Consider the following 21,701-nt stretch of genomic DNA (forward strand, 5'->3'; position numbering starts at 1 on the left):
CGATCGTGGCCCATCACCCTTCCCCGTTCCGCATCAATGTGCGCGATCTCGTGCACCGTCCGGGCGAGATGCGCGAGGTCGAGCTCGACCTCGCCGCACCCTCGCAGTTCGGTGAGGGCATGGTCGCCGTCCGCGAGGGCTCGACGCTCGAGCTGGACGTGCGGCTGGAGTCGGTCCACGAGGGCGTCTTGACGAGCGTGCAGCTCGATGCGGTGGCCGACGGCGAGTGCAGTCGCTGCCTCATCGACATCGCCGTGCCCGTCGAAGTCGAGTTCCAAGAGCTTTTCGCGTATCATTCTGGGGAAGCTTTCGAGTATGAGGTTCAAGACGACCACGTGGATCTTGAACCGCTCATCCGAGATGCGGTAGTGCTGGCACTGCCCTTCCAGCCGGTGTGCCGGCCTGATTGCCCGGGTCTCGACCCTGTGACCGGGCAGCGTCTGGCTGATCATCCGGAACTCGTCACGTCCGAGCAGCGCGACCCGCGATGGGCCGCGCTCGCCGGGTTCGAGGCTTCCGAAGACCAGGGTGCTGCCGAACGCAGCGCCGATTCTGAGAGAGATTGAGAGAGAGACATGGCTGTTCCCAAGCGGAAGAAGTCACGCGCCAACACCCACGCGCGCCGTTCGCAGTGGAAGGCCGAGGTCCCCACGCTCGTCAAGACCGTCGAGAACGGCAAGGTGACCTACAGCCTCCCGCACCGCGCGCGCGTGGTCGAGGACTCGGCGGGCACCCCGCTCTTCCTCGAGTACAAGGGCCGGAAGGTCGCCGACGTCTAGTCGGCCCTCGGACTCCGAACGACCGGTCGTGGCGCGCGCGCGGCAGACGGGACCTGCGGATCGAGACCTCGTAGCCCTCCAGGAGCGGCTGCAGATCGAGATCGACCCCGAGCTGCTGCTGCTCGCGCTCACGCACCGGTCGTTCGCGTACGAGAACGGCGGCATCCCGACGAACGAGCGGCTCGAGTTCCTCGGCGACTCGATCCTCGGGCAGGCCGTCACCGTGCGGTTGTTCCGCGACCACCCGGAGCTCGACGAGGGCGAACTGGCCAAGCGCCGGGCGAGCCTCGTCTCGAGTGCCGCGCTCGCGGAGGTCGGTCGTCGCATCGGGCTCGGCCCGTTCATCCGACTGGGCCGGGGTGAGACGATGACCGGCGGCGCCGACAAGCCGTCGATCCTCGCCGACACCGTCGAGGCGATCATCGGGGCGACCTACCTCGACGCCGGCGGCGAGGCCGCCACCGAGTTCGTGCTGCGCCTCGTCTCGCCGCTCATGAGCGACCCCGCCCGTTTCGGCGCCGCGATGGACCCGAAGACGAGTCTGCAGGAGGCCGCCGCGCGGCTCGGCGCCCCGCCGCCGCTGTACGAGGTCGCCGAGAGCGGCCCCGACCACAGCAAGCACTTCCTCGCCACGGTGTCCGTCGGCGAGCTGGTCCGCGCCTCGGGCGAGGGCTCGAGCAAGAAGCAGGCCGAGATGGCCGCGGCCCTCGAAGCCTGGACCGCGCTGAACGCGGGCTGACATGCCCGAGCTGCCCGAAGTCGAGGTGGTCCGCGCCGGCCTCGCACCGGCCGTCACCGGAGCGCTCGTCGCCGGTGTCGAGGTGCTCGACCCGCGGTCGCTGAAGCGCCACGACCCGGCCGTCGGCGACTTCGAACGCTCGCTCACCGGCGCGAGATTGGCCGGAGCGGTCCGTCGCGGCAAGTTCCTCTGGCTGCCGATCGTGCCGGTCGAGGCATCCGTCGATACCGGCGGGCGCTCCGCCGCCGCCGCGCCGCTCGCGCTCGTCGCCCACCTGGGGATGAGCGGTCAGGTGCTCCTGCGCACGCCCGATCATCCCGGCGGTGACGCGCACGCCCGCATCCGCATCCATCTCGAGCATCCGGAGCACGGCGAGCTCCGCGTGGACTTCGTCGATCAGCGGATCTTCGGGTCGATGGCGATCGATCGGATGCTGCCGACCCCCGACGGGCGGCCGGCGGGCTTCTCCGCCGACGTATCGGGGGACTGGGCGAACGCGATCCCGAGCCAGGTCGCCCACATCGCCCGCGATCCGCTCGATCCGGCGTTCGACGAGCGGGCGTTCCTCACTGCCTTCGCGAAGCGGCACTCCGCCGTCAAGCGCGTGCTGCTCGACCAGACGCTCGTGAGCGGCATCGGCAACATCTACGCCGACGAGTCGCTCTGGGCGGTGCGCCTGCACGGGGAGCAGCCGGCGTCGAGCATCGGCCGGCGCCGGGCGGTCGAGCTCCTCGAGGCCGTCCGCGGGGTGCTGCAGAAGGCCCTCGCCGAGGGCGGCACGAGCTTCGACGCCCAGTACGTGAACGTGAACGGCGCGTCGGGCTACTTCGCCCACTCCTTGAACGCGTACGGGCGGGAGGGCAAGGCGTGTCCCCGCTGCGGCACGCTCATGGTGCGCGAGCCGTTCATGAACCGCTCCTCGCACCGCTGCCCGCGCTGCCAGCGGGTGCGGCTGCGCCGCGCCGCCGAGGCCCGTCCGTCCGGCCGGTGACGCGCGCCCGCCCCGGGGATCACCAGTCGTGCACGGTCCCGTCGGCGAGCCGGTTGTAGGGCAGGTAGGCGGTCGCGTAGGGGTACTTGCCGGCCTCGTCGACGTCGAGCTCCACCCCGAGACCCGGACGGTCGCCGGGATGCAGGTGGCCGTCGACGAAGGTCATGGACTGCTCGAAGGTGGCGTTCGTGCGGGGCCCGTGCTGCATGTACTCCTGGATGCCGAAGTTATGGATCGCGAGCCCCACGTGGAGCTGCGCGGCGAAGCCGACCGGTGAGATGTCGGTCGGCCCGTGGCATCCGGACTTGATCTGGTACTGCGCGGCGTAGTCCATCACCTTCTTCAGCGGGCTGATGCCGCCGAAGTGGGTCGATGCGGCCCGCACGTAGTCGATCAGCTGCTCCTTGATCAGCGCCTGGAAGTCCCAGATCGTGTTGAACACCTCGCCGATCGCGAGCGGCGTCGTGGTGTGCTGGCGGACGAGGTGGAGCGCCTCCTGGTTCTCGGCCGGCGTGCAGTCCTCCAGCCAGAAGAGGTCGTACGGCTCGAGCGACTTCCCGAAGGCGGCGGCCTGGAGCGGGGTCATCCGGTGGTGGCCGTCGTGCAGCAGGGGGAGCTCGGGACCGAACTCCGCCCGGACCGCCTCGAAGACCATCGGCACGTGCCGCAGATACGCGCGCGTGTCCCAGTCCTCCTGCATCGGCAGTGCGCCGCGCTGCGCCGGTTCGTGGTCGTACCGGACGCCCTCGTTGCCCGCGAGCCCCGTGTTCGAGGCGACGCCGTAGATGGCCTCGAGCCCGGGCACGCCGGGCTGGATGCGGATCGAGCGGTAGCCGAGCTCCTGGTGCTCCCGGATCGAGTCGAACAGCTCCGGCAGCTCCTTGCCGGAGGCGTGCCCGTACGCCATCATCCCGGTGCGCGAGGCGCCGCCGAGCAGCTGGTACACGGGCAGGCCGGCGGCCTTGCCCTTCAGGTCCCAGAGGGCCATGTCCACCGCCGCGATCGCCGCCATCGTGATCGGCCCCCGCCGCCAGTAGGCGCTGCGGTAGAGGAACTGCCAGGTGTCCTCGATGCGGTGCGCGTCGATGCCGATCAGCAGGGGGACCACATGGTCGTTCAGGTAGGAGACGACGGCGAGCTCGCGTCCGTTGACGGTCGCGTCGCCGAGCCCGCTCAGGCCGTCGTCCGTCGTGAGCTTCAGCGTGACGAAGTTCCGGTTCGGGCTGGTGACGATCACCTCGGCGCGTTCGATCTTCACACCGGTTCCTTTCTGCAGTGGGTGGGGGGAGTGCGCGGTCAGATGGTCATCGCGGAGAACCCGCCGTCGACGCGGATGAGCGCCCCGGTGACGAAGCCGGAGGCCTTCCCGGAGGCGAGCCAGAGGAGGGCGCCGTCGAGCTCGTGCTGTTCGCCGAGGCGGCCCATCGGGGTGTGCCGCACGATGTCGGAGACGCGTTCTTCGCTGAGCAGCGCCCGGTTCTGCTCGGCGGGGAAGAACCCCGGGACGATCGCGTTGACGCGGATCCGTTCCGGCGCGAGCTCCCGCGCGAGGTACTGGGTGAGGCTGTTCACGCCCGCCTTCGCGACGCCGTACGTCAGGACGCGCGAGAGCGGCGGCCCGGACGAGGCCGAGGAGATGTTGATGATGCTGCCGCCGCCGGCCGCCGCGAGCTGGGGGCGGAACGCCTGGATCGTGCGGAACATCGAGCCGAGGTTCGTGTCGAGCAGCAGTTCCCATTCGGCGTCGGTGATCTCGCCGAACGGCGTCGCGCTGTTGATCCCCGGCGCGTTCACGAGGATGTCGATCCCGCCGCGGTCCTCGCACTCGGCGGCGGCGCGGTGGACGGATGCCCGGTCCGTCGCATCCAGCTCGACGAACCGCGCAGAACCGCCCGCCTCCTGCACGCGGCGCACCACCTCCTCGCCGCGCTCGCGGGAGCGGCCGGCGACCGCGACCTCCGCCCCCGCGGCGGCCAGCGCCTCGCAGAACCGGCCGCCGAGCACGCCGGTCCCGCCGACGACCAGTGCGGTGCTCCGCTCGAGGTCGAAGAGGCCGGCGACCGACGGCGCGAGCGTCACGAGCGGACCCCGACGGCCGAGAACGGGGCGAGGTGGCGGCCGAAGTGGGTGCGCAGATCGGCGCGGTAGTCCTCGCGGTGGTCCGCCAGCGCGGCGAGGAGCTCCGTGCCGAGGAACGAGGGACCGTCGCCCTCCGGGGCGCGGAGCACCGAGCCGTAGCCGACGTGCAGGATCTGCCGCGTCGCCGGGGCGAGCAGGAGACCCGGCAGCTCCGGGTCGGCGAGGGCGTCCGGGGCGGGCACGGCGCCCGCCTCCGCGGAGACCTGGTAGCTCGCGCGGGCGGCGCGGTACGCGCCGAGGCTCGCCTCGTACGCCCGGCGGAAGAGCTCCGGCCGCCGGGCGGCGAGGACGCCGAGCGCCACCAGGTAGCTCGTGCCCGAGGTCTTCAGATGCACGAGTCCCTCGGTGTGCTCCATCAGCCCGGCGTAGATGCTGAACTTGTCGGAGCCCGAGTGCATGCCGATCTTGTACGGGCCGAGCGCCCGTGCGATCGCGGCGTGCCGGGCGACCGCGTCGTCGAGGGCCGCCCGGTCGCCGGCGAACTCGACGCCCTTCTCGAAGGAGCCGAGATGCCGGGGCGCGAAGCTCACCCAGCGGATGCCGAGCCGCGCGAGCTCGGTCGCGATGTAGAGGTGCTCCTCCGGCGTCGTCGGCTCGTCGGTCTCGTCGACCGCGATCTCGATCTCGACCGGGTACGTCGCACGATCCATCAGGTGACGCGCGAGCCGGGCGCCCATGGCCACCGCACGCCCGTACTTGCCCATCGCGTGGGCCAGCTGGGTCTCGCCGATGGTCTGCACGCCTGAGTCGAGCTCGAGCCGGAGCGAGGCGTAGCGACGCCGGGCGGATGCGAGGTCGTCCTCGAGCTCGTCCCACGGCAGCCGGGCGAGCTCGGCGTCGGACGGCACCTCGTCGCATACCTCGACGAAGTCGCCCACGTCGATCGTGAAGAGGCTGAAGCCCGCGGCCAGGCAGCGATCGATGTCGGCCACGGTCTTCAGGTGATCGGCATCCGCCCCCACCGGTCCGGTCCAGCCGGCCTCGATGCATCCGAACGTCGCGTCGTCCAGCACCTGCTGGGGGCTCCGGCCCAGCCGATCCATCTCGCGGATCGACTGCTGCGCGAAGATCGGACGAACCGTCGGGGCGAAGTCGCGGAAGGCGTCGACGTGACCGGGCGTGGCGAGGCCGAGCCGGTCGCCGGTGCCGGCCGAGGTCGACAGCCCGATCGGTCGCGGCGCCAGGTTCGGCCGGATGGCCCGAGCCGCCGCCGCGTTGCGCGCCGACAGCGGTCCGTACGACACGCCCGCCCGCGGGCCCGGCGTCAGCCGCTCGAAGCGGGCGCGCTCGCGGTCCGAGGCGTACGCCACGGCGAGGAGCCGTTCGCCTCCGACGGTCTCGATCGTCAGCTCGACGTGCTGCAGGCCGCTCATCGCAGGTACTCGCTGAAGAACGCGGCCGACTGCTCGTCGCACCAGCTGTGTCCGGCGGCGAACAGCTGCCTGCGGAACCGGTCCGAGGCCCCGGCCCGGCGGTAGATCTCCTCGACCCGATCGGCGCAGGGGCCGGCCGATTCGAGCATGAAGCAGTCGTCGAAGAAGCCGATGTCGACCATGAGAGCCCGGGGGAACAGCAGCCCTTGCAGATCGGAGACGTCGACGAGCGAGAACAGGCCCGGCGTGATCTGCATCCCGCAGTAGTTGCTGTCGCGGAAGCCGAAGTCGGGGAAGGTGTCGGAGTAGCAGATGATCTCCGTCGCCGCGATGCGGGGATCGACGAGCGCCGACCACAGTGACATCGTGCCGCCGCCGGAGACGCCCATCACCCCGATCGGCCCGTCCTGCACGTACGGCAGGGTCGTGACGAAGTCGAGCACCCGCTTGCCGTGCGCGAGGTTGATGCCGAGCGGCGTCATGCCGAGGATCGTCGCGTTCAGGTAGTACGTGTCGCACCAGTCCATCTCGACGCCCTTCTGGGGCGAGCTGATGCGCCACTTCCGCTGCTCGTCGAAGTCGCCGTGCCCCATCCAGTCGACGCCGACGGTGACGAAGCCCGCGCGAGCCATCACCGCGCCGTAGTTGTAGCCGTCGTCGTCCGCGTAGGAGCGGAGCAGCGGCGTCGAGCGGTTGCCCATGATGGGCTCCTTGCCGCCCATGTCGTGGCCGTGCCAGCAGAGGATCGGCGCCCACGTCGAGCCCGCGGTGCCGCCGAGGGGACGGTTCACCGCCACGATGGTCGTGAGCCCCTCCTCGACGTCCAGCATCCACCGCTGCTGGATGAAGCCGTCGAGCTCGATCTCGCCGAGCAGCACGGGGTTCGGCTCGCAGGCCGGGGGCTCCTCGCCGAGTGTGGCGAGGACCGCGGCGAGCGTCTCGTCCCGCCAGGCCTCGACGTCGGCGACGCCGTCGTCGAAGTGGAACCGGGGGGTGTTCTTCCGGGCCCGGTCGAGCAGCCAGGCGTTCGGGCTGAGGTTGCGATGTCCGAGTGGGACGGCTGGGGTGGTCACGTGCAGTGGTCCTTTCGAGATGGGGTGCGTCGTCGATCCGGGCGGCATGCGGCTACTTGCCGACGCCGAGCGTCATGCCCTCGATGACGAACCGTCGCAGGAGGATGAAGAGCAGGAGCATGGGGCCGAGCATGATGCTCACGCCGGCGAAGAGGAGGCCGTAGTCGGCGCCGCTGTACTGGATGGCCGAGAGCAGCGACATCAACGACAGCCCCAGGGTGAAGTTGTCGTTCGATTGCACGAAGGTCAGGGCGATCAGCACTTCGTTCCAGAGGCTCACCGCCGTGATGATGAAGACGGTGAGCAGCCCGGTGCGCACGGTCGGGAGGAAGATGCGCACCAGCGTGGCGACGGGACCCGCGCCGTCGAGGGAGGCGGCCTCCTCGATCTCCTTCGGCACCGCGGCCATGAAGCCGGTGAGGAGGAAGACCGCGAACGGCAGGGAGACGCCGGCGTACACGATGATCAGCCCGAGCTTGCTGTTGATGAGTCCGAGCTGCGAGAACTCGATGAACAGCGGGATGATGATGATGTGCGGCGGGATGCCGATGCCGAGCACGAACGCGGTCGAGAGCTGCCTCGCCCACCGCACGTTCATGCGGGAGAGGGCGTAGGCCGCCGGCGCGGCGATCAGCACGACGGCGACCGAGGCGGAGCCGACGACGATGAGGGAGTTCAGCGCGCCGACGGCGAAGCCGCTGTTCGACCAGGCGGTGGACCAGTTCCCCCACTCCCAGGTGGTCGGCAGCCCCATCGGCGAGGCGAAGATGTCCTTCGTGGTCTTGACCGACGACAGCAGGGTGATCGCGAGGACCACGACGTTGAATCCGACGACGAGCCAGATGGCGAGGCGGGGGAGCCAGCCGAAGAGCTTTCCCGGCGTCGAGCGCGTCGCCCGCGCGGGGCGCCGGGTGGCGGTGGGAGCGGTCATCGGATGCCTCTCTCGATGGGGCGGACGGCGCGAGGCGCGGGCGGGTGCACGGGAATCGTCATAGCTCGATCGGCTCCCTGCGGAGGATTCGCCGCAGCAGCACGACGATCACGCCGAAGAGGAGCAGCATGAGCACGGCCGACGCCGAGGCGTAGCCGAATCGGTACGCCGGCACCTGATCGCCGAAGGTCTGTCCGTAGACGAACAGGGACGAGTTCCAGATCTCCACGGGCGGCATCGTCGTCGTGGCCCCGCCGAAGGCGAACAGGAAGTCGAAGAGCTTCAGCGCCTCGATCGTCCAGAGGATCGCGGCGACCGAGGCGACGTCCCAGGAGAGCGGGAGGGTGACGTACCTGAAGCGCTGGAAGGCGCTCGCCCCCTCGAGCTCCGCCACCTCGTAGTACATCGGCGGGATCTGGTCGATCCCCGCGAGCAGGATGGTGAGGTAGAGCCCGGCGCTCACCCAGATGGTGCCGGCCACCGCCATCTTGAAGATGTGCTCGCTCGACAGCCACTCGACCGGGTCGATGCCGACGTTGCCGAGCAGCGTGTTCACGATGCCGCGGTACTGGAACAGCACGCCCCAGACGATCGACAGGGCGATGGGCGAGGCGATGAACGGGAAGAAGAGCACGGCGCGGATGAAGTTCCGCCCGCGCATGGTCCGGATGAACGCCGCGAAGAAGAAGCCGACCACGAAGATCACGGCTCCGCCGACGAAGAGGATCACCAGGGTGTTGACGAGGGACCGGAGGAAGACCGGGTCCCGGAAGAGGATCTCGTAGTTGCGGAGCCCCCGCCACTCCGGCGGGGTCAGCCCGTTCCACTGGAACAGGCTGACCCCGATCGAGAACACGGTCGGGCCGATCAGGACGAGTGCGTAGAGCACCACGGCGGGGAGGACGAAGAGGACGAACCAGTTCCGCTGCGAGCGCTGCCGCGGCTTCACCTCCGTCCGGGCTGCTCGCCTCGGTGCTTCGGCGTCGCTCTCGACGCGCTCGGACTCCAACACACTCACTCGATTGCTCCTGCGGCTCGCCGAACGGTTACCCGTTGAGTTCCCAGTACTGCTTCTGCTCGGTCCGCATCTTCTCGATGAACTCGTCGGTGGTGAGCCGACCCGTCACGAGCGCCTGCGTCGCGGGCTGGAAGACCGTGGTGTCGAAGTTCGGGACGACGGCGGGGACCTGGTCGTTCACGCCGGAGATCGCGTTCTGGTCGACGATGTCGCGGATGTCCTGCAGGTCGGCCGGGACCGGGATGTCCGAGCGGACGGTGAGGCTCAGCGTGTCGTTCGTGAGCTTCGACATGGGGTCCTTCGCGTAGAGGAACGCGAGGAACCGCTCCGCGGCCTCGGGGTTCTTCGCCTTCGTGGGGATCGCGAATCCGTTGAGCGCCACGGGGACGGTCGTGTCGCCGCCCTCCTCGACGGCGGGGAAGTTGAATGCGCGGTACTCCATGTCGTCGGCGGCGTAGCCCCGGGTCTCGTTCGGCGTCCATCCGCCGAGGAAGAGCAGGTCGGCCTTGTTCTGCGCCCACTCCGTCTGGATCGCCGGCCACTTGCTGCTGTCGTAGCCCTTGGCGTAGAAGCCCTGCTCGGCCCAGTCGACGAAGAGATCGACGGCCTCACGCATCTCTGGGGTATCCCACGCCTCGCCGGTCGGGTCCTCGACGGTCTCGAGCAGCTTGCCAGGGCCGATGGCGCGGACGATGGCGGTCGCGACCATCGCGCGGTCGTAGTCGGTGTGGTCGGCGTCGAGCGCGATCGGGGCGCGCCCGTCCGCCTTCAGCTCGGCGAGCATCGCGTTCATGCCGGCCCAGTCGCTCGGGGCGGCCTCGGTGAGGCTCGGCACATTGGCGCCGTTGTACCACCAGACGTACGGCTGGAGGGTGAACGGGAGCATGAAGTACTTCCCGTCCGCGTCCTTCGTGAGCGGGTCGTACTTGTCGCCGATGAGCTCGCCGATCGTCAGGTCCTCGCCCTCCACGGTGCGCTCGTAGAGGCCGGAGAGGTCCCGGGCGGCGCCGTTGTTCGCGAGGAGCCCCTGCAGTCGGTTGTTGTCCTGATCGGTGAGATCCGGCACGTTGCCGGTGGTCATCCCGGCCATGACCTTCTGCAGCACGTCCCGGCCCTGCCACTGGACGTTGACCGTGATGCCCGTCTCGGCCTCGAACTCCTCGAACACGGCGGTGAGGATCGGCACCTCGGGCTCGTCGACGGTCAGCATCGACCAGTAGGTGAGCTCGGTGGCGTCGGATCCGGATGCCCCGTCCGACGATGGGGATGCGCTGCAGCCCGCGAGCAGCAGCGAGAGTGCGGCTGCGGTGGCCGCTCCGTAGGCCAAGGACCGTTTCATTTCGTTACCTCCATTGGTAGTCATGCTTCGGTGTGGAACGTGCGGGGGAGCGAAGCAGGATCTCGGGCTGCGCCGGGTCAGTGCCCGAAGTGCGCGAGCCGGAACGTCGCCCGTGGCAGCTCGTAGGTGATCTGCCGGATGATCGAGGCGGCCTCGTCCGCCGAAAGCCGGTGCTCGGACACGAGTTTCGAGAGGAACGCGGCGTCGAGGCGCCGGGCCATGTCGTGCCGGGAGGGGATGGAGCAGAGCGCTCGCGTGTCGTCGATGAAGCCGGACTGCTTGCCGAAGCCGATCGCCCCGGTCACCGCGGAACGGTAGCGCAGGATCGCTTCGGGCTCATCGAGGAACCACCAGGGCGCCCCGGCGTACACGCTGGGGTAGAACCCGGCGAGCGGCGCGATCTCGCGCGCCCAGGCCGTCTCGTCGAGCGTGAAGAGCACGAGGTGGAACGCGGGATCGTGGCCGAACTCGTTGAGGAGCGGGCGCAGGCCCTCCGCGAACGGGGTGGTCAGCGGGATGTCGGCGCCCCGATCGGGCCCGAAGCGCCGGTGCACGGGGCCGTCGTAGTTGCGCAGTGCGCCGACGTGGAGGGTGAGGACGAGGCCGTCCTCCTGCGACTGCCGGGCGAGCTCGCCGAGCATGCCCGCGCGGAACTCGTCCGCCTCGGCGGGGGTGAGCGCCGAGCGCCGGGCGCTCGCGTACAGCTCCGCGAGCCGCGCGGTGGGCAGCACCGCCGTGCGCGCGTCGACGAGCGCGCAGTCGATCGACACCGCCCCGTGCTCCGCGAAGTGGCGACGCCGATCGGCGATCGCGGTGAGATAGGACTCGACGGTGTCGTCGCCTCCCGTGCGGTCGAGGAGGGCGGTGACGTTCGCCTGCCACTTCGGCTGGGCGGGATCGATGAATCCCTCGATGCGCAGCGTGGGGATGACGTCGGTGCCGAAGGAGGCGTCGTCGCGGAGCGCCGCGTGGTGCTCCAGCTCCGAGAGCGGATCGTCCGTCGTGGCGAGCGTCTCGATGTGGAAGGACTCCACGAGCGCGCGGGGCAGGTAGGCCCGATCGCGGAGGCGCTCGTCGATGTGGTCGAAGAGGAGCTCGGCGTTCGCGGCGCTCGGCACCTCCTCCACCTCGAACACGTTGAGCAGCACGTCCTCGAGCCAGTACTTCATCGGGGTCCCGGCGAACAGCGCCCACTTCTCGCAGAGGATGCGCCAGGACTGCCTGGCCTGCGCGTCGCTCAGCGCCTCCGCGCCGACGCCGAGATCGGCGAGCGGCACCCCGTGGGCGTGCAGCAGGCGGGTCACGTAGTGGTCGGGCGTGATGAACAGCTCGGCCGGGTTGTTGAACGGCCGGTTCTCCGCGAGGAGCTCCGGCGGCACGTGCCCGTGCGGCGAGACGATCGGAAGGCCGGCGACCTGCTCGTAGAGCTCGCGGGCGATGCGGCGCTGGGTCGGTTCCGCGGGCAGGAGGGCGTCGGGGTGTCGTCCGGCGGAATTCGCCCGTGGATTCGCGTGCATGCGGACCATCCTGGGCGAGCTCCGACGGCCATGGCAACAAGTTGCCATCCTTTGCCAACGCGCCCGTCCGGATGCCCCCCGAACGGGCGCCGAGGCCCGCGGATCGCCGCCCGCGCGGGCGTTCGACCGCCAGTACCATGCCCGTATGACGCACCACGATCAGGGAGGCGAGCGGCCGGTCACGATCTACGACGTGGCCCGGGCGGCCGGGGTCGCGCCCTCGACGGTGTCCCGCGCCCTCGCCCGACCCGGGCGGGTGAGCGTCGCCACCGTCGCGCGCGTGCGGGAGGTCGCCCAGCGGCTCGGCTACCAGCGGAGCCCCACCCTGCCGGAGGCGCTGCAGCAGTCGCAGTTGCTCGCCATGGTCGTGAGCGACATCAGGAACCCGGTGTTCACCGATCTCGTGCGCGGGGCCGACACGGCCGCCGAGGCCGCCGGGTACACGCTGATGGTCTTCGACTCGCGCGAGAGCATCGTCCGGGAGCGCGCGTTCGAGCGGTACCTCACCGCGGTCGACGGGGTCGTGCTCACGAGTCCGCGGCTCCCGGCGTCCGGCATCCGCATGCTCGCGAAGCAGCGTCCCGTCGTCGTGCTCAATCGGATCGTGGGCGATCTGCCCTGCGTGCTGACCGACGGGGCGGCCGGGGCGCGGTACGCGGTCGAGCACCTCCACGAGCTGGGGCACACGGAGCTCACCTACATCGCCGGGCCCGCAGCGTCCTGGGCCGACGGGATGCGCTGGCGCGGGGTGCAGCAGTCGGCCGTGGATCTCGGCGTGCGCACGAGTCGGATCAGTCCGGCGCTGCCGACCGTCGAGGGCGGCTACCGTGCCGCGGAGCGCTGGGCGGCGAACCCGACGACGGCGGTGATCGCCTTCAACGACGTGATGGCGATCGGCTTCATCGTCGGCGTGCGCGCCCTGGGCCTCGAGGTGCCCCGCGACGTCAGCGTCGTCGGCTTCGACAACTCCCAGCTCGGCACGCTGACGACGCCGCCGCTGACCTCCGTCGCGTCGCCGCTCCGCGACCAGGGCACGACGGCGACGAACACGCTCATCGCGATCCTGTCGGGCCGATCGGTCGCCACGGAGCCGGTCCTGCTGCCGACACGGCTCATGCCGCGGGAGTCGACGGGCCGCAGCGCGGGAGCGACCGCGCTCCGCTCGGCGCTCGGCCGGAGCGACTGAGGCCTCAGACCCGCCGCTCCCACACGGCCGAGAGGCCGTACGGGCGGAACCCGAGCCCGAGGTTGATGCGCAGCATGTGCGCGTTCTCGTCCGCGTTCCAGGTGTGCACGCGCGTGCGCTCCGGCGCCGTCCCGTGCAGCGCGACCAGGTTCGCGAGCTTCAGCAGCAGCCCCAGGCGATGACCGCGGTGCGGGCCGAGCACGATCGTGTCGTCCTGGTAGGCGACGGGCCGGCCGGGCGGCAGCTCGAGCACCGTGTAGCCGGCGACCCGCTCGCTGCCGTCGACGACGGCGCAGCTGAGGAGCGTCGTCCCGCCGCCGAGGAGCTCCGACTCCCACGCGCGGACGCGGGCCCGGTCCCAGCGTTCGGCGTCGATCTGCAGCGCACCGGCCGGGATGTCGCGGCTCATGTGCTCCCGAGCCACGGCGTAGGCGTCGACGAGGGCGTCGGGCGCGGCATCCCGCCAGCCGACGAGCCGGTAGCCGGCGGCGGCAGCGGATGCCTCGAGCGGGCGGAGCCCCGCCTCCAGCTCCTCCGCGCGACCGCTCGTGTCGAGCAGACTCACGCGCTCGATCTGACCGAGCGCGTAGCCCGTCGCCGCGGCGAACGCGGCCGCGACGGAGTCCGCGGGGATCTCGGCGTCGCCCGCCGTGTCGGCGGGCGCACGGAGCCCCGTCCCCGGCGCCCCGAGACTCTCGATCGGATGGTCGGAGAAGGAGTCGAGCGCGCGCTTGCCGACGTCCAGGGCGACGCGCTCTGCCGCATCGAGGAGCGCTCGGCCGATCCCGCGCCGACGGTGCGCCCGGTCGACGACGACGTGCACCTCGGCCGACTCGGCCCCCGGGTCCTCGTCCCAGACGGTGGCGGAGCGCCCGACGAGGACGCCGTCCGCCCACGCTCCGAAGGCGACGCGACGGAGGTGGGTGCTGCGGGCCGCGGCCAGCAGCTCCTGCGCGCTGAGCGCGAAGTCGTCGTCGCCCCAGGTCTCGCGCTCGATCGCCGCGAGGAGGCCGGCAGCCTCCTCGAACTCGCGCGCGGCGGGAACGCCGAGGTGCTCGGGGACCGGGATCCGTCTGATCTCCATGGCTTCAGCGTAGGCGCCGGCCCTCCGTTCCGCGCGGAGACGCGGATCCCACGGCGTTCCGCGACCTCGGCGGGCGCGAACTCGGCTACGGTAGTCCGCAGCGCCCGGAGCAGGAAGGTGGGACGTGTACCTCAAGAGCCTCACGCTCAAAGGCTTCAAGTCCTTCGCCCAGCCCACGAGCTTCGCGTTCGAGCCGGGCGTGACCTGCATCGTCGGCCCGAACGGCTCCGGCAAGTCGAACGTCGTGGACGCCCTCGCCTGGGTCATGGGCGAGCAGGGCGCGAAGACGCTCCGCGGCGGCAAGATGGAGGACGTCATCTTCGCGGGCACCTCCACCCGCGGCCCGCTCGGCCGGGCCGAGGTCAGCCTCACGATCGACAACGCCGACGGCGCCCTCCCGATCGAGTACAGCGAGGTCACGATCTCGCGCACCCTGTTCCGCAGCGGGCAGTCGGAGTACGCCATCAACGGCGAGCAGTGCCGACTCCTCGACGTCCAGGAGCTCCTCAGCGACTCCGGCCTCGGACGGGAGATGCACGTCATCGTCGGGCAGGGCCGCCTCGACTCGGTGCTGCACGCGAGCCCGGAGGACCGGCGCGGCTTCATCGAGGAGGCCGCGGGCATCCTGAAGCACCGCCGCCGCAAGGAGAAGACGCTCCGCAAGCTCGAGGCGATGCAGACGAACCTCACCCGCCTCTCCGACCTCGCCGGCGAGATCCGGCGCCAGCTGAAGCCGCTCGGCCGCCAGGCCGAGGTGGCGCGGGAGGCCGCCGGCATCGCCGCCGTCGTCCGCGACGCGAAGGCCCGACTGCTCGCCGACGAGCTCACCGGCCTCCGCCGCGCGCTCGAGGAGCACGGGAAGAGCGAGCACGAGCGGCACGCCGAGCGGCTCGTGCTGCAGGAGAAGCTCGAACAGCACCAGGCCAGGGTGACCGCCCTCGAGCAGGCCTTCGAGGGCGACGACGTCGACCGCGCCCGTTCGCTCGGCTTCGAGCTCGAGCAGGCGCAGAGCGCGCTCCGCGCCGTGGACACGCTCGCGAAGCAGCGCATCGCGCTCCTCGGCGGGCAGGCGGAGACGCCGGAGGCCGCGCCGACCGTCACCCGGCAGGACATCGACCAGGCGATCGACGCGCTCGACGGGCTCCGCGACGGCATCGGCCGCGCCGCCGGCGAGCTCGACGTCGCGCACGAGGCGACGGGGGTCGCCCGGGCGGCGCTCGACGACGTGGACGCCGAGATCGCGAAGCAGAGCGCGCTCGTCGCCGCCTACGACCTCGAGCTCTCGAAGCTCGCCGGCCAGGCGGACGCCGCGGCCTCCAAGCTCGCCTCGGCGCGCGGCGAGGTGCTCCGCCACGGCAACGCCCTCGACGCCGCCGACGCCCGCCGCACCGCGGCCGCGGCCGCCCTCGCCGAGGCGGAGCAGCAGGCCGAGACCGACGACGCCGGCGAGACCGACCTCGACGAGGCGTACGAGCTCGCGCAGGCCGCGGTCTTCGAGGCCGAGGCCGAGATCGAGCGCCTGCGCGAGGAGCTGCACGGGCTGGAGCGGGAGCAGGGCGCCCTCCAGGCCCGCACCCAGGCGCTCTCCCTCGCCCTCGATCAGCGCGACGGCTCCGCCGCCCTCGTCGCCGCCGGGGTGCCCGGCGTCCGCGGGCTCCTGGCCGAGGGCATGCAGGTCCGCCCCGGATTCGAGGCCGCGATCGCCGCGGCGCTCGGCTCGCTCGCCGACTCCGTGCTCGTCGACGACCGGGATGCCGCGTTCCGCGCCGTCGCCGCAGCAGCCGACGGCGACCTCGGCCGCGTCGCCATCACCCTCGCCGACGCGGGCGGGGCGAGTGCGCCCCCGGTGCCCGCGGTGCCCGGGCTGACCCCCGCGGCCGACGTCGTCACCGCTCCGGCCGGCGTCCGCGCGCTGCTCGCCGAGGTGCTCGTCGCCGACGATGTCGAGGCCGCCCGTCTGGCTGAGCCCGTGCTCGCGGGACTCGACCGCCCGGCGACCGTCATCACCCGCGACGGCACGGTCATCGGCCGCTTCGTGCTGCGCGGCGGCTCCGGCCGCAAGCAGAGCCGCATCGAGCTCGTGGCCGAGCGCGACGAGGCCCAGAACGCGCTCGACGAGCTCCGCGGCGCGCTCGAGCGCAGCCGCACGGCGCTCGCCGAGGAACGGACGAGCCACGAACAGGCGAAGCAGGTCTCGAAGCAGGCGCTCTCCGCGCTCCGCGAGTTCGACGCGCAGCTCGCGCAGCGCACCGAGCGGCTGAACCGCGCGCGGGTGCAGCTCGAGGCCGCCGACGCCGAGCTCGAGCGTCTCCGCCAGGCCGCTTCCGGCGCCGAGAGCCGGGTCGGCGAGGCGGAGGCCGCCGCCGAGACCAGCAAGGCCGCACACGAGGCCGCTCGCGCGGTGCCCCGTCCGGTGCTCGACGCCTCGAAGCGCGACGGCGCCGTGGCCGCGCTCGACGAGGCCCGGGAGCGCGAGGTCGAGGCGAAGCTCGCACTCGAGACCGCTCGCGAACGCGTCCGCTCGGAGGAGGCCAGGATCGCCCAGCAGGAGCGCCAGTTCGACACCGAGCAGCGCCAGGCGGTCGAGGCCGCGCGGCGCGCCGTCATCCGTCGCGCGCAGCTGGAGGCCGCGACCCGCGTCGCGGACGCGCTCCCGGCGGCGCTCGCCTCCGTCGACGCCTCCGTCGCCGAGGCGAGAGTCGCGCTCGGGCGGGCGGAGGCCGAGCGCGCCAGCCGGAACGAGCAGCTGCAGGCGGTGCGCCGGGAGGAGACCCAGGTCCGCGAACGGCTCCAGGCGGTCACCGAGGACGTGCACGGCCTCGAACTGCGGATCTACGAGAAGAAGCTGCACGCGGCCTCGCTCGCCGAGCGCGCCGAGTCGGAGCTCGGCCTCACCGAGGAGGTGCTCGTCGCCGAGTACGGCCCCGAGCAGGAGGTCCCGCCGGAGACCGAGGACGGCGAGGCGACGCCGTACTCGCGCGAGGTGCAGCAGCGACGGCTCGCGCAGGCCGAGCGGAAGCTCGCCCAGCTCGGCCGGGTGAACCCGCTCGCGCTGGAGGAGTTCGCCGCGCTCGAGCAGCGGCATCAGTTCCTCACCGAGCAGCTCACCGACCTCGCGAACACCCGGAAGGACCTGCTGACGATCATCGAGGAGATCGACGGCAAGATGGAGGCCATCTTCCGGGCCGCCTTCGAGGACACGAGGGACGCGTTCACCGAGGTGTTCCCCATCCTCTTCCCGGGCGGGACCGGCAGCATCTTCCTGACGAACCCCGACGACCTCCTGAGCACCGGCATCGAGGTCAGCGTGAAGCCGGCGGGCAAGAAGATCGAGCGGCTCTCGCTCCTGTCGGGCGGCGAGCGCTCGCTCGCGGCGGTCGCGCTGCTGATGGCGATCTTCAAGGCGCGGCCGAGCCCGTTCTACATCATGGACGAGGTCGAGGCGGCCCTCGACGACGCGAACCTCGGCCGGCTGCTCACGACCTTCGAGTCCCTCCGCGAGGAGTCGCAGCTCATCGTCATCACGCACCAGAAGCGCACGATGGAGATCGCCGACGCCCTCTACGGCGTCTCGATGCGTCAGGACGGCGTGTCCGCCGTCGTCGGCCAGCGCGTGCGCGAGGAGCGCGCAGCCAGCTGATCCGGGGGAGAACTCCCCATTGCCGCGGCGCGGTGCGTGGCTAGGCTGGCGGCATGAGCACCGTCAGCACCGCACGTCGTCCCGTCGCGCTCCGCGCCCTCGCGATCGCCGCGGCGATCGCCGCCCCGCTCGCGCTCAGCGGGTGCTTCCCGATCGATGTGACGAACGCGCAGCGCATCGACGGCGGAGCCACCGCCGAGGGCGACGACCCGATCGTGGAGAGCGACGACGCCGACGGTGCCGGCCTCGACGAGCTGTCCTTCGAGGACGGCGCCCTGCTCACCGCGGCGTCCACCGCCGAGTGGGCCGACGGACTCATGTTCGACGACGGCTGGACGCTGACGAGCCCCGACGACGGCAACGGCAACTGGGGCTACACCTCGGCCGACGGCGCCTGCACGGCGGCGTACTGGCAGGGCTTCATCGGCGACGTCGACACGAGCTCGGGCGACGATCGCATCGCGACCGACGAGATGCTCGCGGTCGTCTTCGGGGCCACCGCCGCGGAGGTCGGCGAGGTCGCCGTCGACGGCGGCTTCGCGCTCGGCGCGCCCGGCAACGACGAGGTCGACACCCGCTACGTCGTGGGCGACGACGGTACCGTGCAGTGGGTCGTCGCGGGGCGCGCGCTCGTCCAGCCCGGGCTCGGCTTCACCCTCACGATCGACTGCACCGGCCAGGACCCCGAGGCCGTGCTCGACGAGCTGAACCAGCTCTCGGCGATCGCCGTCGTCCCGTGAGCCGGGCAGGCCGCGTCCGCCCGGTCCGAGCGGCCGCGCCGAACGAATAGGCTCGAAGCATGGCAGAACGCGCATCCTGGTCGCTCGGCTCGGCGCTCCGGGGCATCTTCGGTGCGAAGACGATCGACGACGACACCTGGGACGACCTCGAGGCCGCGCTCATCACCGCCGACTTCGGCCCGGCCGTCACCGAGGAGATCGTCGAGCAGATCAGAGCGCAGGTCGAGCGCTACCGCACGACCGATCCGCGCGACGTCCAGCGGATGCTCCGCGAGGTCGTCGAGGAGCGCCTCTCGAAGTACGACCCGACCCTCCGTCTCACCGAGCGGCCGGCGGTCGTGCTCGTCGTCGGGGTGAACGGCGTCGGCAAGACCACGACGATCGGCAAGTTCGCCCGCTTCCTCCGTAGCTACGACCGCAGCGTCGTCGTCGGGGCGGCCGACACCTTCCGCGCCGCGGCGGTCGATCAGCTCGCCACCTGGGCCGAGCGGGCGGGCGTCGGCATCGTCCGGCCCGAGCGCGAGGGGCAGGACCCGGCATCCGTCGCGTTCCAGACCGTCGAGCAGGCCAAGCGCGACGGCACCGAGATCGTCGTGATCGACACGGCCGGCCGCCTGCACACGAAGGGCGGGCTCATGGACGAGCTCGGCAAGATCCGGCGCGTCGTCGAGAAGCAGGCCCCGATCAGCGAGGTGCTGCTCGTGCTCGACGCGACGACGGGGCAGAACGGCCTGGCTCAGGCCGAGGCGTTCATCGAGCACGGCGGGGTGACTGGCCTCGTGCTCACGAAGCTCGACGGCAGCGCGAAGGGCGGCTTCGTCCTCGCGGTGCAGGAGAAGACCGGGCTGCCGATCAAGCTCATCGGGCAGGGCGAGGGGATCGGCGACCTCACCGGGTTCACGCCGCACGTCTTCGCCCAGAAGCTCGTCGGATAACCGCCACGCAAGAGGAAGAGGGGGCGCACATGGCCACCGAGCACGACTACTTCGGCGTCGTCGGCGACTACTGGTCGGAGGACGTCGAGTACGCCGACCAGCGCGTCGAGGTCGTCCTGGATGCCGAGGGCGAATCCGTCTCGACGGCCGCGCTCGACGCGGCCGCCACGCTCGTCGGCGAGCTCGAGCTCGTCGACGACGAGCTCCGCAACGCCTTCGTCGGTCAGCTCGACTCCGCCTCCTCCCCGGTCGTGCGGTTCCTCGACACGGTGCTCGATCCCGACCTCGAGCAGGCCGAGGAGATCGAGGCGGCGATCGGCCGCGAGTCGGGCGACCGGCAGGTCGACGCGCTCCGCTCGCTGAGCCTCGTCCGCGTCGACCTGCGCCCGGAGGCGGACGGCGACGGCGAGCCCTTCGCGGAGTTCGAGTACGGACTCGCCCCGGAGGACACCGACGAGCGCCTGGTCGCGGTGATCGACGTGGGGCGCGAGATCGTCGACGCCCGCTTCGAGGGCTGAGCCGCCGCGAACCGCCGGTGGCCCGCACCGCCCAGGGTGTCCCGCTAGAATCGGGCCTGTTATGGCTACCTTCGGAACCCTGTCTGACCGCCTCGCCGATACCTTCAAGCACCTTCGCACGAAGGGCAAGCTCTCGGCCTCCGACGTCGACGGCACCGTTCGTGAGATCCGCCGGGCGCTGCTCGACGCGGACGTCTCGCTCGACGTGGTCAAGCAGTTCACCGGACGCGTGCGTGAGCGCGCGCTCGGCGACGAGGTCAACAAGGCGCTGAACCCGGCCCAGCAGGTCGTGCAGATCGTCAACGAGGAGCTCGTCGGCATCCTCGGCGGCCAGCAGCGCCGGCTGCAGTTCGCGAAGAACCCGCCGACCGTGATCATGCTCGCCGGCCTCCAGGGCGCCGGCAAGACGACGCTCGCGGGCAAGCTCGCGAAGCACCTCGTGAAGGAGGGGCACACCCCCATCCTCGTCGCGAGCGACCTCCAGCGTCCGAACGCGGTGAACCAGCTCCAGGTCGTCGGCGGCCAGGCCGGGGTCCCGGTGTACGCGCCCGAGCCCGGCAACGGCGTCGGCGACCCTGTGAAGGTCGCGAAGGACGGCGTCGCGCACGCCGCCCGCGCCCAGCACGACGTCGTGATCATCGACACCGCCGGCCGTCTCGGCGTCGACGCGGAGCTGATGAAGCAGGCGTCGAACATCCGCAAGGCGACGAACCCCGACGAGGTGCTCTTCGTCATCGACGCGATGATCGGTCAGGACGCGGTCGCCACGGCGAAGGCCTTCCAGGACGGCGTCGACTTCACCGGCGTCGTGCTCTCGAAGCTCGACGGCGACGCGCGCGGCGGCGCGGCCCTCTCGGTCGCCTCCGTCACGGGCCGGCCGATCATCTTCGCGTCGACCGGCGAGGGCCTCGACGACTTCGAGCCGTTCCACCCCGACCGCATGGCGAGCCGCATCCTCGACCTCGGCGACATCCTGACCCTCATCGAGCAGGCGCAGCAGGCCTTCGACGAGGACGAGGCGATGAAGGTCGCCGAGAAGCTCGCGAGCGAGCAGTTCACGCTCGAGGACTTCCTGAAGCAGATGCAGCAGCTCCGCGGTGCCGGCTCCATCAAGAAGATGCTCGGCATGCTGCCGGGCGCGGGCGGCATGAAGCAGCAGCTCGAGAACTTCGACGAGCGCGAGATCGTGCGCACCGAAGCGATCATCCAGTCGATGACCCCCGCCGAGCGGAAGAACACGAAGCTCCTGAACGGCTCGCGCCGCCTCCGCATCGCGAAGGGCGCCGGCATGACCGTGACCGACGTGAACCAGCTCGTGCAGCGCTTCGAGCAGGCGGCGAAGATGATGAAGACCGTGGCCCGCGGCGGCGTGCCGCAGATCCCCGGCATGGGGCCGATCCCGGGCGCCGGCGGCTACGGCGGCGGCAAGCGGCAGGCCGCGAAGGGCAAGAAGAAGTCGGGCGGCTCGCGCTCGGGCAACCCCGCGAAGCGCGCGGCCGAGAACCAGGCCATCGCCGACGGCCGGCCGATAGACGGCGGCGACGCCGCGACGGGCGCGGGCTTCGGCCTCGGGGGAGCGAAGGCGCCGACGCCGTCGGCCGACGACCTCGCGAACTTCCAGAAGCTCCTCGGCGGCCGCTGAGCGGTCGGCCCGGGCCTGCCTGAGTCGGACGATCCCGCCCGGCCCATCGGCTCCGTC

Annotated in this window: 19 protein-coding genes; 10 read left to right on the forward strand and 9 right to left on the reverse strand. The window is 71.4% G+C overall.

The genetic code is table 11. The features are described from left to right. Nucleotides 1-5: 5 nt before the first annotated feature. The 4 genes from ROT00_RS01540 to mutM are packed head-to-tail and all read left to right on the forward strand — an operon-like array spanning nt 6 to nt 2,509. Nucleotides 6-566, forward strand: a complete 561-nt coding sequence (locus ROT00_RS01540) for a YceD family protein (protein WP_404771814.1) — start codon at nt 6-8, stop codon at nt 564-566. 9 nt (nt 567-575) lie between these two features. Beyond that, the gene (gene rpmF, locus ROT00_RS01545; RefSeq protein ID WP_067950558.1) at nt 576-779 is read left to right on the forward strand and encodes a 50S ribosomal protein L32; all 204 of its coding nucleotides are present in this window, start codon (nt 576-578) and stop codon (nt 777-779) included. Nucleotides 780-807: 28 nt separating this feature from the next. Next, nucleotides 808-1,518: a ribonuclease III gene (gene rnc, locus ROT00_RS01550; protein ID WP_404771816.1), complete on the forward strand. Its 711-nt coding sequence runs from the start codon at nt 808-810 to the stop codon at nt 1,516-1,518. A gap of 1 nt (nt 1,519) precedes the next feature. Beyond that, nucleotides 1,520-2,509 (forward strand): bifunctional DNA-formamidopyrimidine glycosylase/DNA-(apurinic or apyrimidinic site) lyase, encoded by a 990-nt coding sequence (gene mutM, locus ROT00_RS01555; protein ID WP_404771817.1) that lies wholly within the window; start codon nt 1,520-1,522, stop codon nt 2,507-2,509. 19 nt (nt 2,510-2,528) lie between these two features. On the opposite strand, the gene manD is transcribed toward mutM, so the two are convergent. From manD to uxaC, 8 genes are all read right to left on the reverse strand, one after another. Beyond that, nucleotides 2,529-3,767 carry a D-mannonate dehydratase ManD gene (gene manD / locus ROT00_RS01560; RefSeq protein WP_404771819.1) on the reverse strand — a complete coding sequence of 413 codons (1,239 nt, stop codon included), beginning with the start codon at nt 3,765-3,767 and terminating at the stop codon, nt 2,529-2,531. 38 nt (nt 3,768-3,805) lie between these two features. After that, a complete protein-coding gene (locus ROT00_RS01565; RefSeq protein ID WP_404771821.1) occupies nt 3,806-4,588 on the reverse strand; it encodes an SDR family oxidoreductase in 783 nt (260 codons plus the stop codon). After that, complete coding sequence (locus tag ROT00_RS01570; RefSeq protein ID WP_404771822.1) at nt 4,585-6,021, reverse strand: tagaturonate epimerase family protein; 1,437 nt, start codon at nt 6,019-6,021, stop codon at nt 4,585-4,587. Before ROT00_RS01570 ends, ROT00_RS01565 begins: the two co-directional genes overlap by 4 nt. After that, on the reverse strand, nt 6,018-7,094 hold the full coding sequence (locus ROT00_RS01575; RefSeq protein WP_404771824.1) for an alpha/beta hydrolase family protein: 1,077 nt from the start codon (nt 7,092-7,094) through the stop codon (nt 6,018-6,020). Before ROT00_RS01575 ends, ROT00_RS01570 begins: the two co-directional genes overlap by 4 nt. Before the next feature lie 52 nt (nt 7,095-7,146). Continuing rightward, a complete protein-coding gene (locus ROT00_RS01580; RefSeq protein ID WP_404771826.1) occupies nt 7,147-8,025 on the reverse strand; it encodes a carbohydrate ABC transporter permease in 879 nt (292 codons plus the stop codon). A gap of 58 nt (nt 8,026-8,083) precedes the next feature. Beyond that, on the reverse strand, nt 8,084-9,034 hold the full coding sequence (locus ROT00_RS01585; RefSeq protein ID WP_404771827.1) for a carbohydrate ABC transporter permease: 951 nt from the start codon (nt 9,032-9,034) through the stop codon (nt 8,084-8,086). A gap of 37 nt (nt 9,035-9,071) precedes the next feature. Then, a complete protein-coding gene (locus ROT00_RS01590) occupies nt 9,072-10,382 on the reverse strand; it encodes an ABC transporter substrate-binding protein (RefSeq protein WP_404771829.1) in 1,311 nt (436 codons plus the stop codon). A 77-nt stretch (nt 10,383-10,459) separates the two neighbouring features. Then, nucleotides 10,460-11,899 (reverse strand): glucuronate isomerase, encoded by a 1,440-nt coding sequence (uxaC, locus tag ROT00_RS01595; RefSeq protein WP_404771830.1) that lies wholly within the window; start codon nt 11,897-11,899, stop codon nt 10,460-10,462. Between the two features lie 145 nt (nt 11,900-12,044). Here uxaC and ROT00_RS01600 point away from each other — a divergent pair, with 145 nt between their 5' ends. Continuing rightward, a complete protein-coding gene (locus ROT00_RS01600; protein WP_404771831.1) occupies nt 12,045-13,085 on the forward strand; it encodes a LacI family DNA-binding transcriptional regulator in 1,041 nt (346 codons plus the stop codon). Between the two features lie 4 nt (nt 13,086-13,089). Here the strand turns inward: ROT00_RS01600 and ROT00_RS01605 are convergent, their stop codons facing one another. Continuing rightward, a complete protein-coding gene (locus tag ROT00_RS01605; protein WP_404771832.1) occupies nt 13,090-14,169 on the reverse strand; it encodes a GNAT family N-acetyltransferase in 1,080 nt (359 codons plus the stop codon). Nucleotides 14,170-14,293: 124 nt separating this feature from the next. On the opposite strand from ROT00_RS01605, the gene smc reads away from it, so the two are divergent. From smc to ffh, 5 genes are all read left to right on the forward strand, one after another. Beyond that, on the forward strand, nt 14,294-17,809 hold the full coding sequence (smc, locus tag ROT00_RS01610; RefSeq protein ID WP_404771834.1) for a chromosome segregation protein SMC: 3,516 nt from the start codon (nt 14,294-14,296) through the stop codon (nt 17,807-17,809). Nucleotides 17,810-17,862: 53 nt separating this feature from the next. Beyond that, nucleotides 17,863-18,549, forward strand: coding sequence for a hypothetical protein (locus tag ROT00_RS01615; RefSeq protein ID WP_404771836.1), 687 nt, complete (start codon nt 17,863-17,865; stop codon nt 18,547-18,549). Nucleotides 18,550-18,608: 59 nt separating this feature from the next. Then, nucleotides 18,609-19,484: a signal recognition particle-docking protein FtsY gene (gene ftsY, locus ROT00_RS01620; protein ID WP_404771837.1), complete on the forward strand. Its 876-nt coding sequence runs from the start codon at nt 18,609-18,611 to the stop codon at nt 19,482-19,484. Between the two features lie 29 nt (nt 19,485-19,513). After that, nucleotides 19,514-20,002 carry a DUF2004 domain-containing protein gene (locus tag ROT00_RS01625; RefSeq protein ID WP_404771839.1) on the forward strand — a complete coding sequence of 163 codons (489 nt, stop codon included), beginning with the start codon at nt 19,514-19,516 and terminating at the stop codon, nt 20,000-20,002. Nucleotides 20,003-20,063: 61 nt separating this feature from the next. Then, nucleotides 20,064-21,644: a signal recognition particle protein gene (gene ffh, locus ROT00_RS01630; RefSeq protein WP_404771840.1), complete on the forward strand. Its 1,581-nt coding sequence runs from the start codon at nt 20,064-20,066 to the stop codon at nt 21,642-21,644. Nucleotides 21,645-21,701 lie beyond the last annotated feature (57 nt).

It is taken from the genome of Agromyces mediolanus (assembly GCF_044917495.1).
Classification (GTDB): Bacteria; Actinomycetota; Actinomycetes; order Actinomycetales; family Microbacteriaceae; genus Agromyces; species Agromyces mediolanus_B.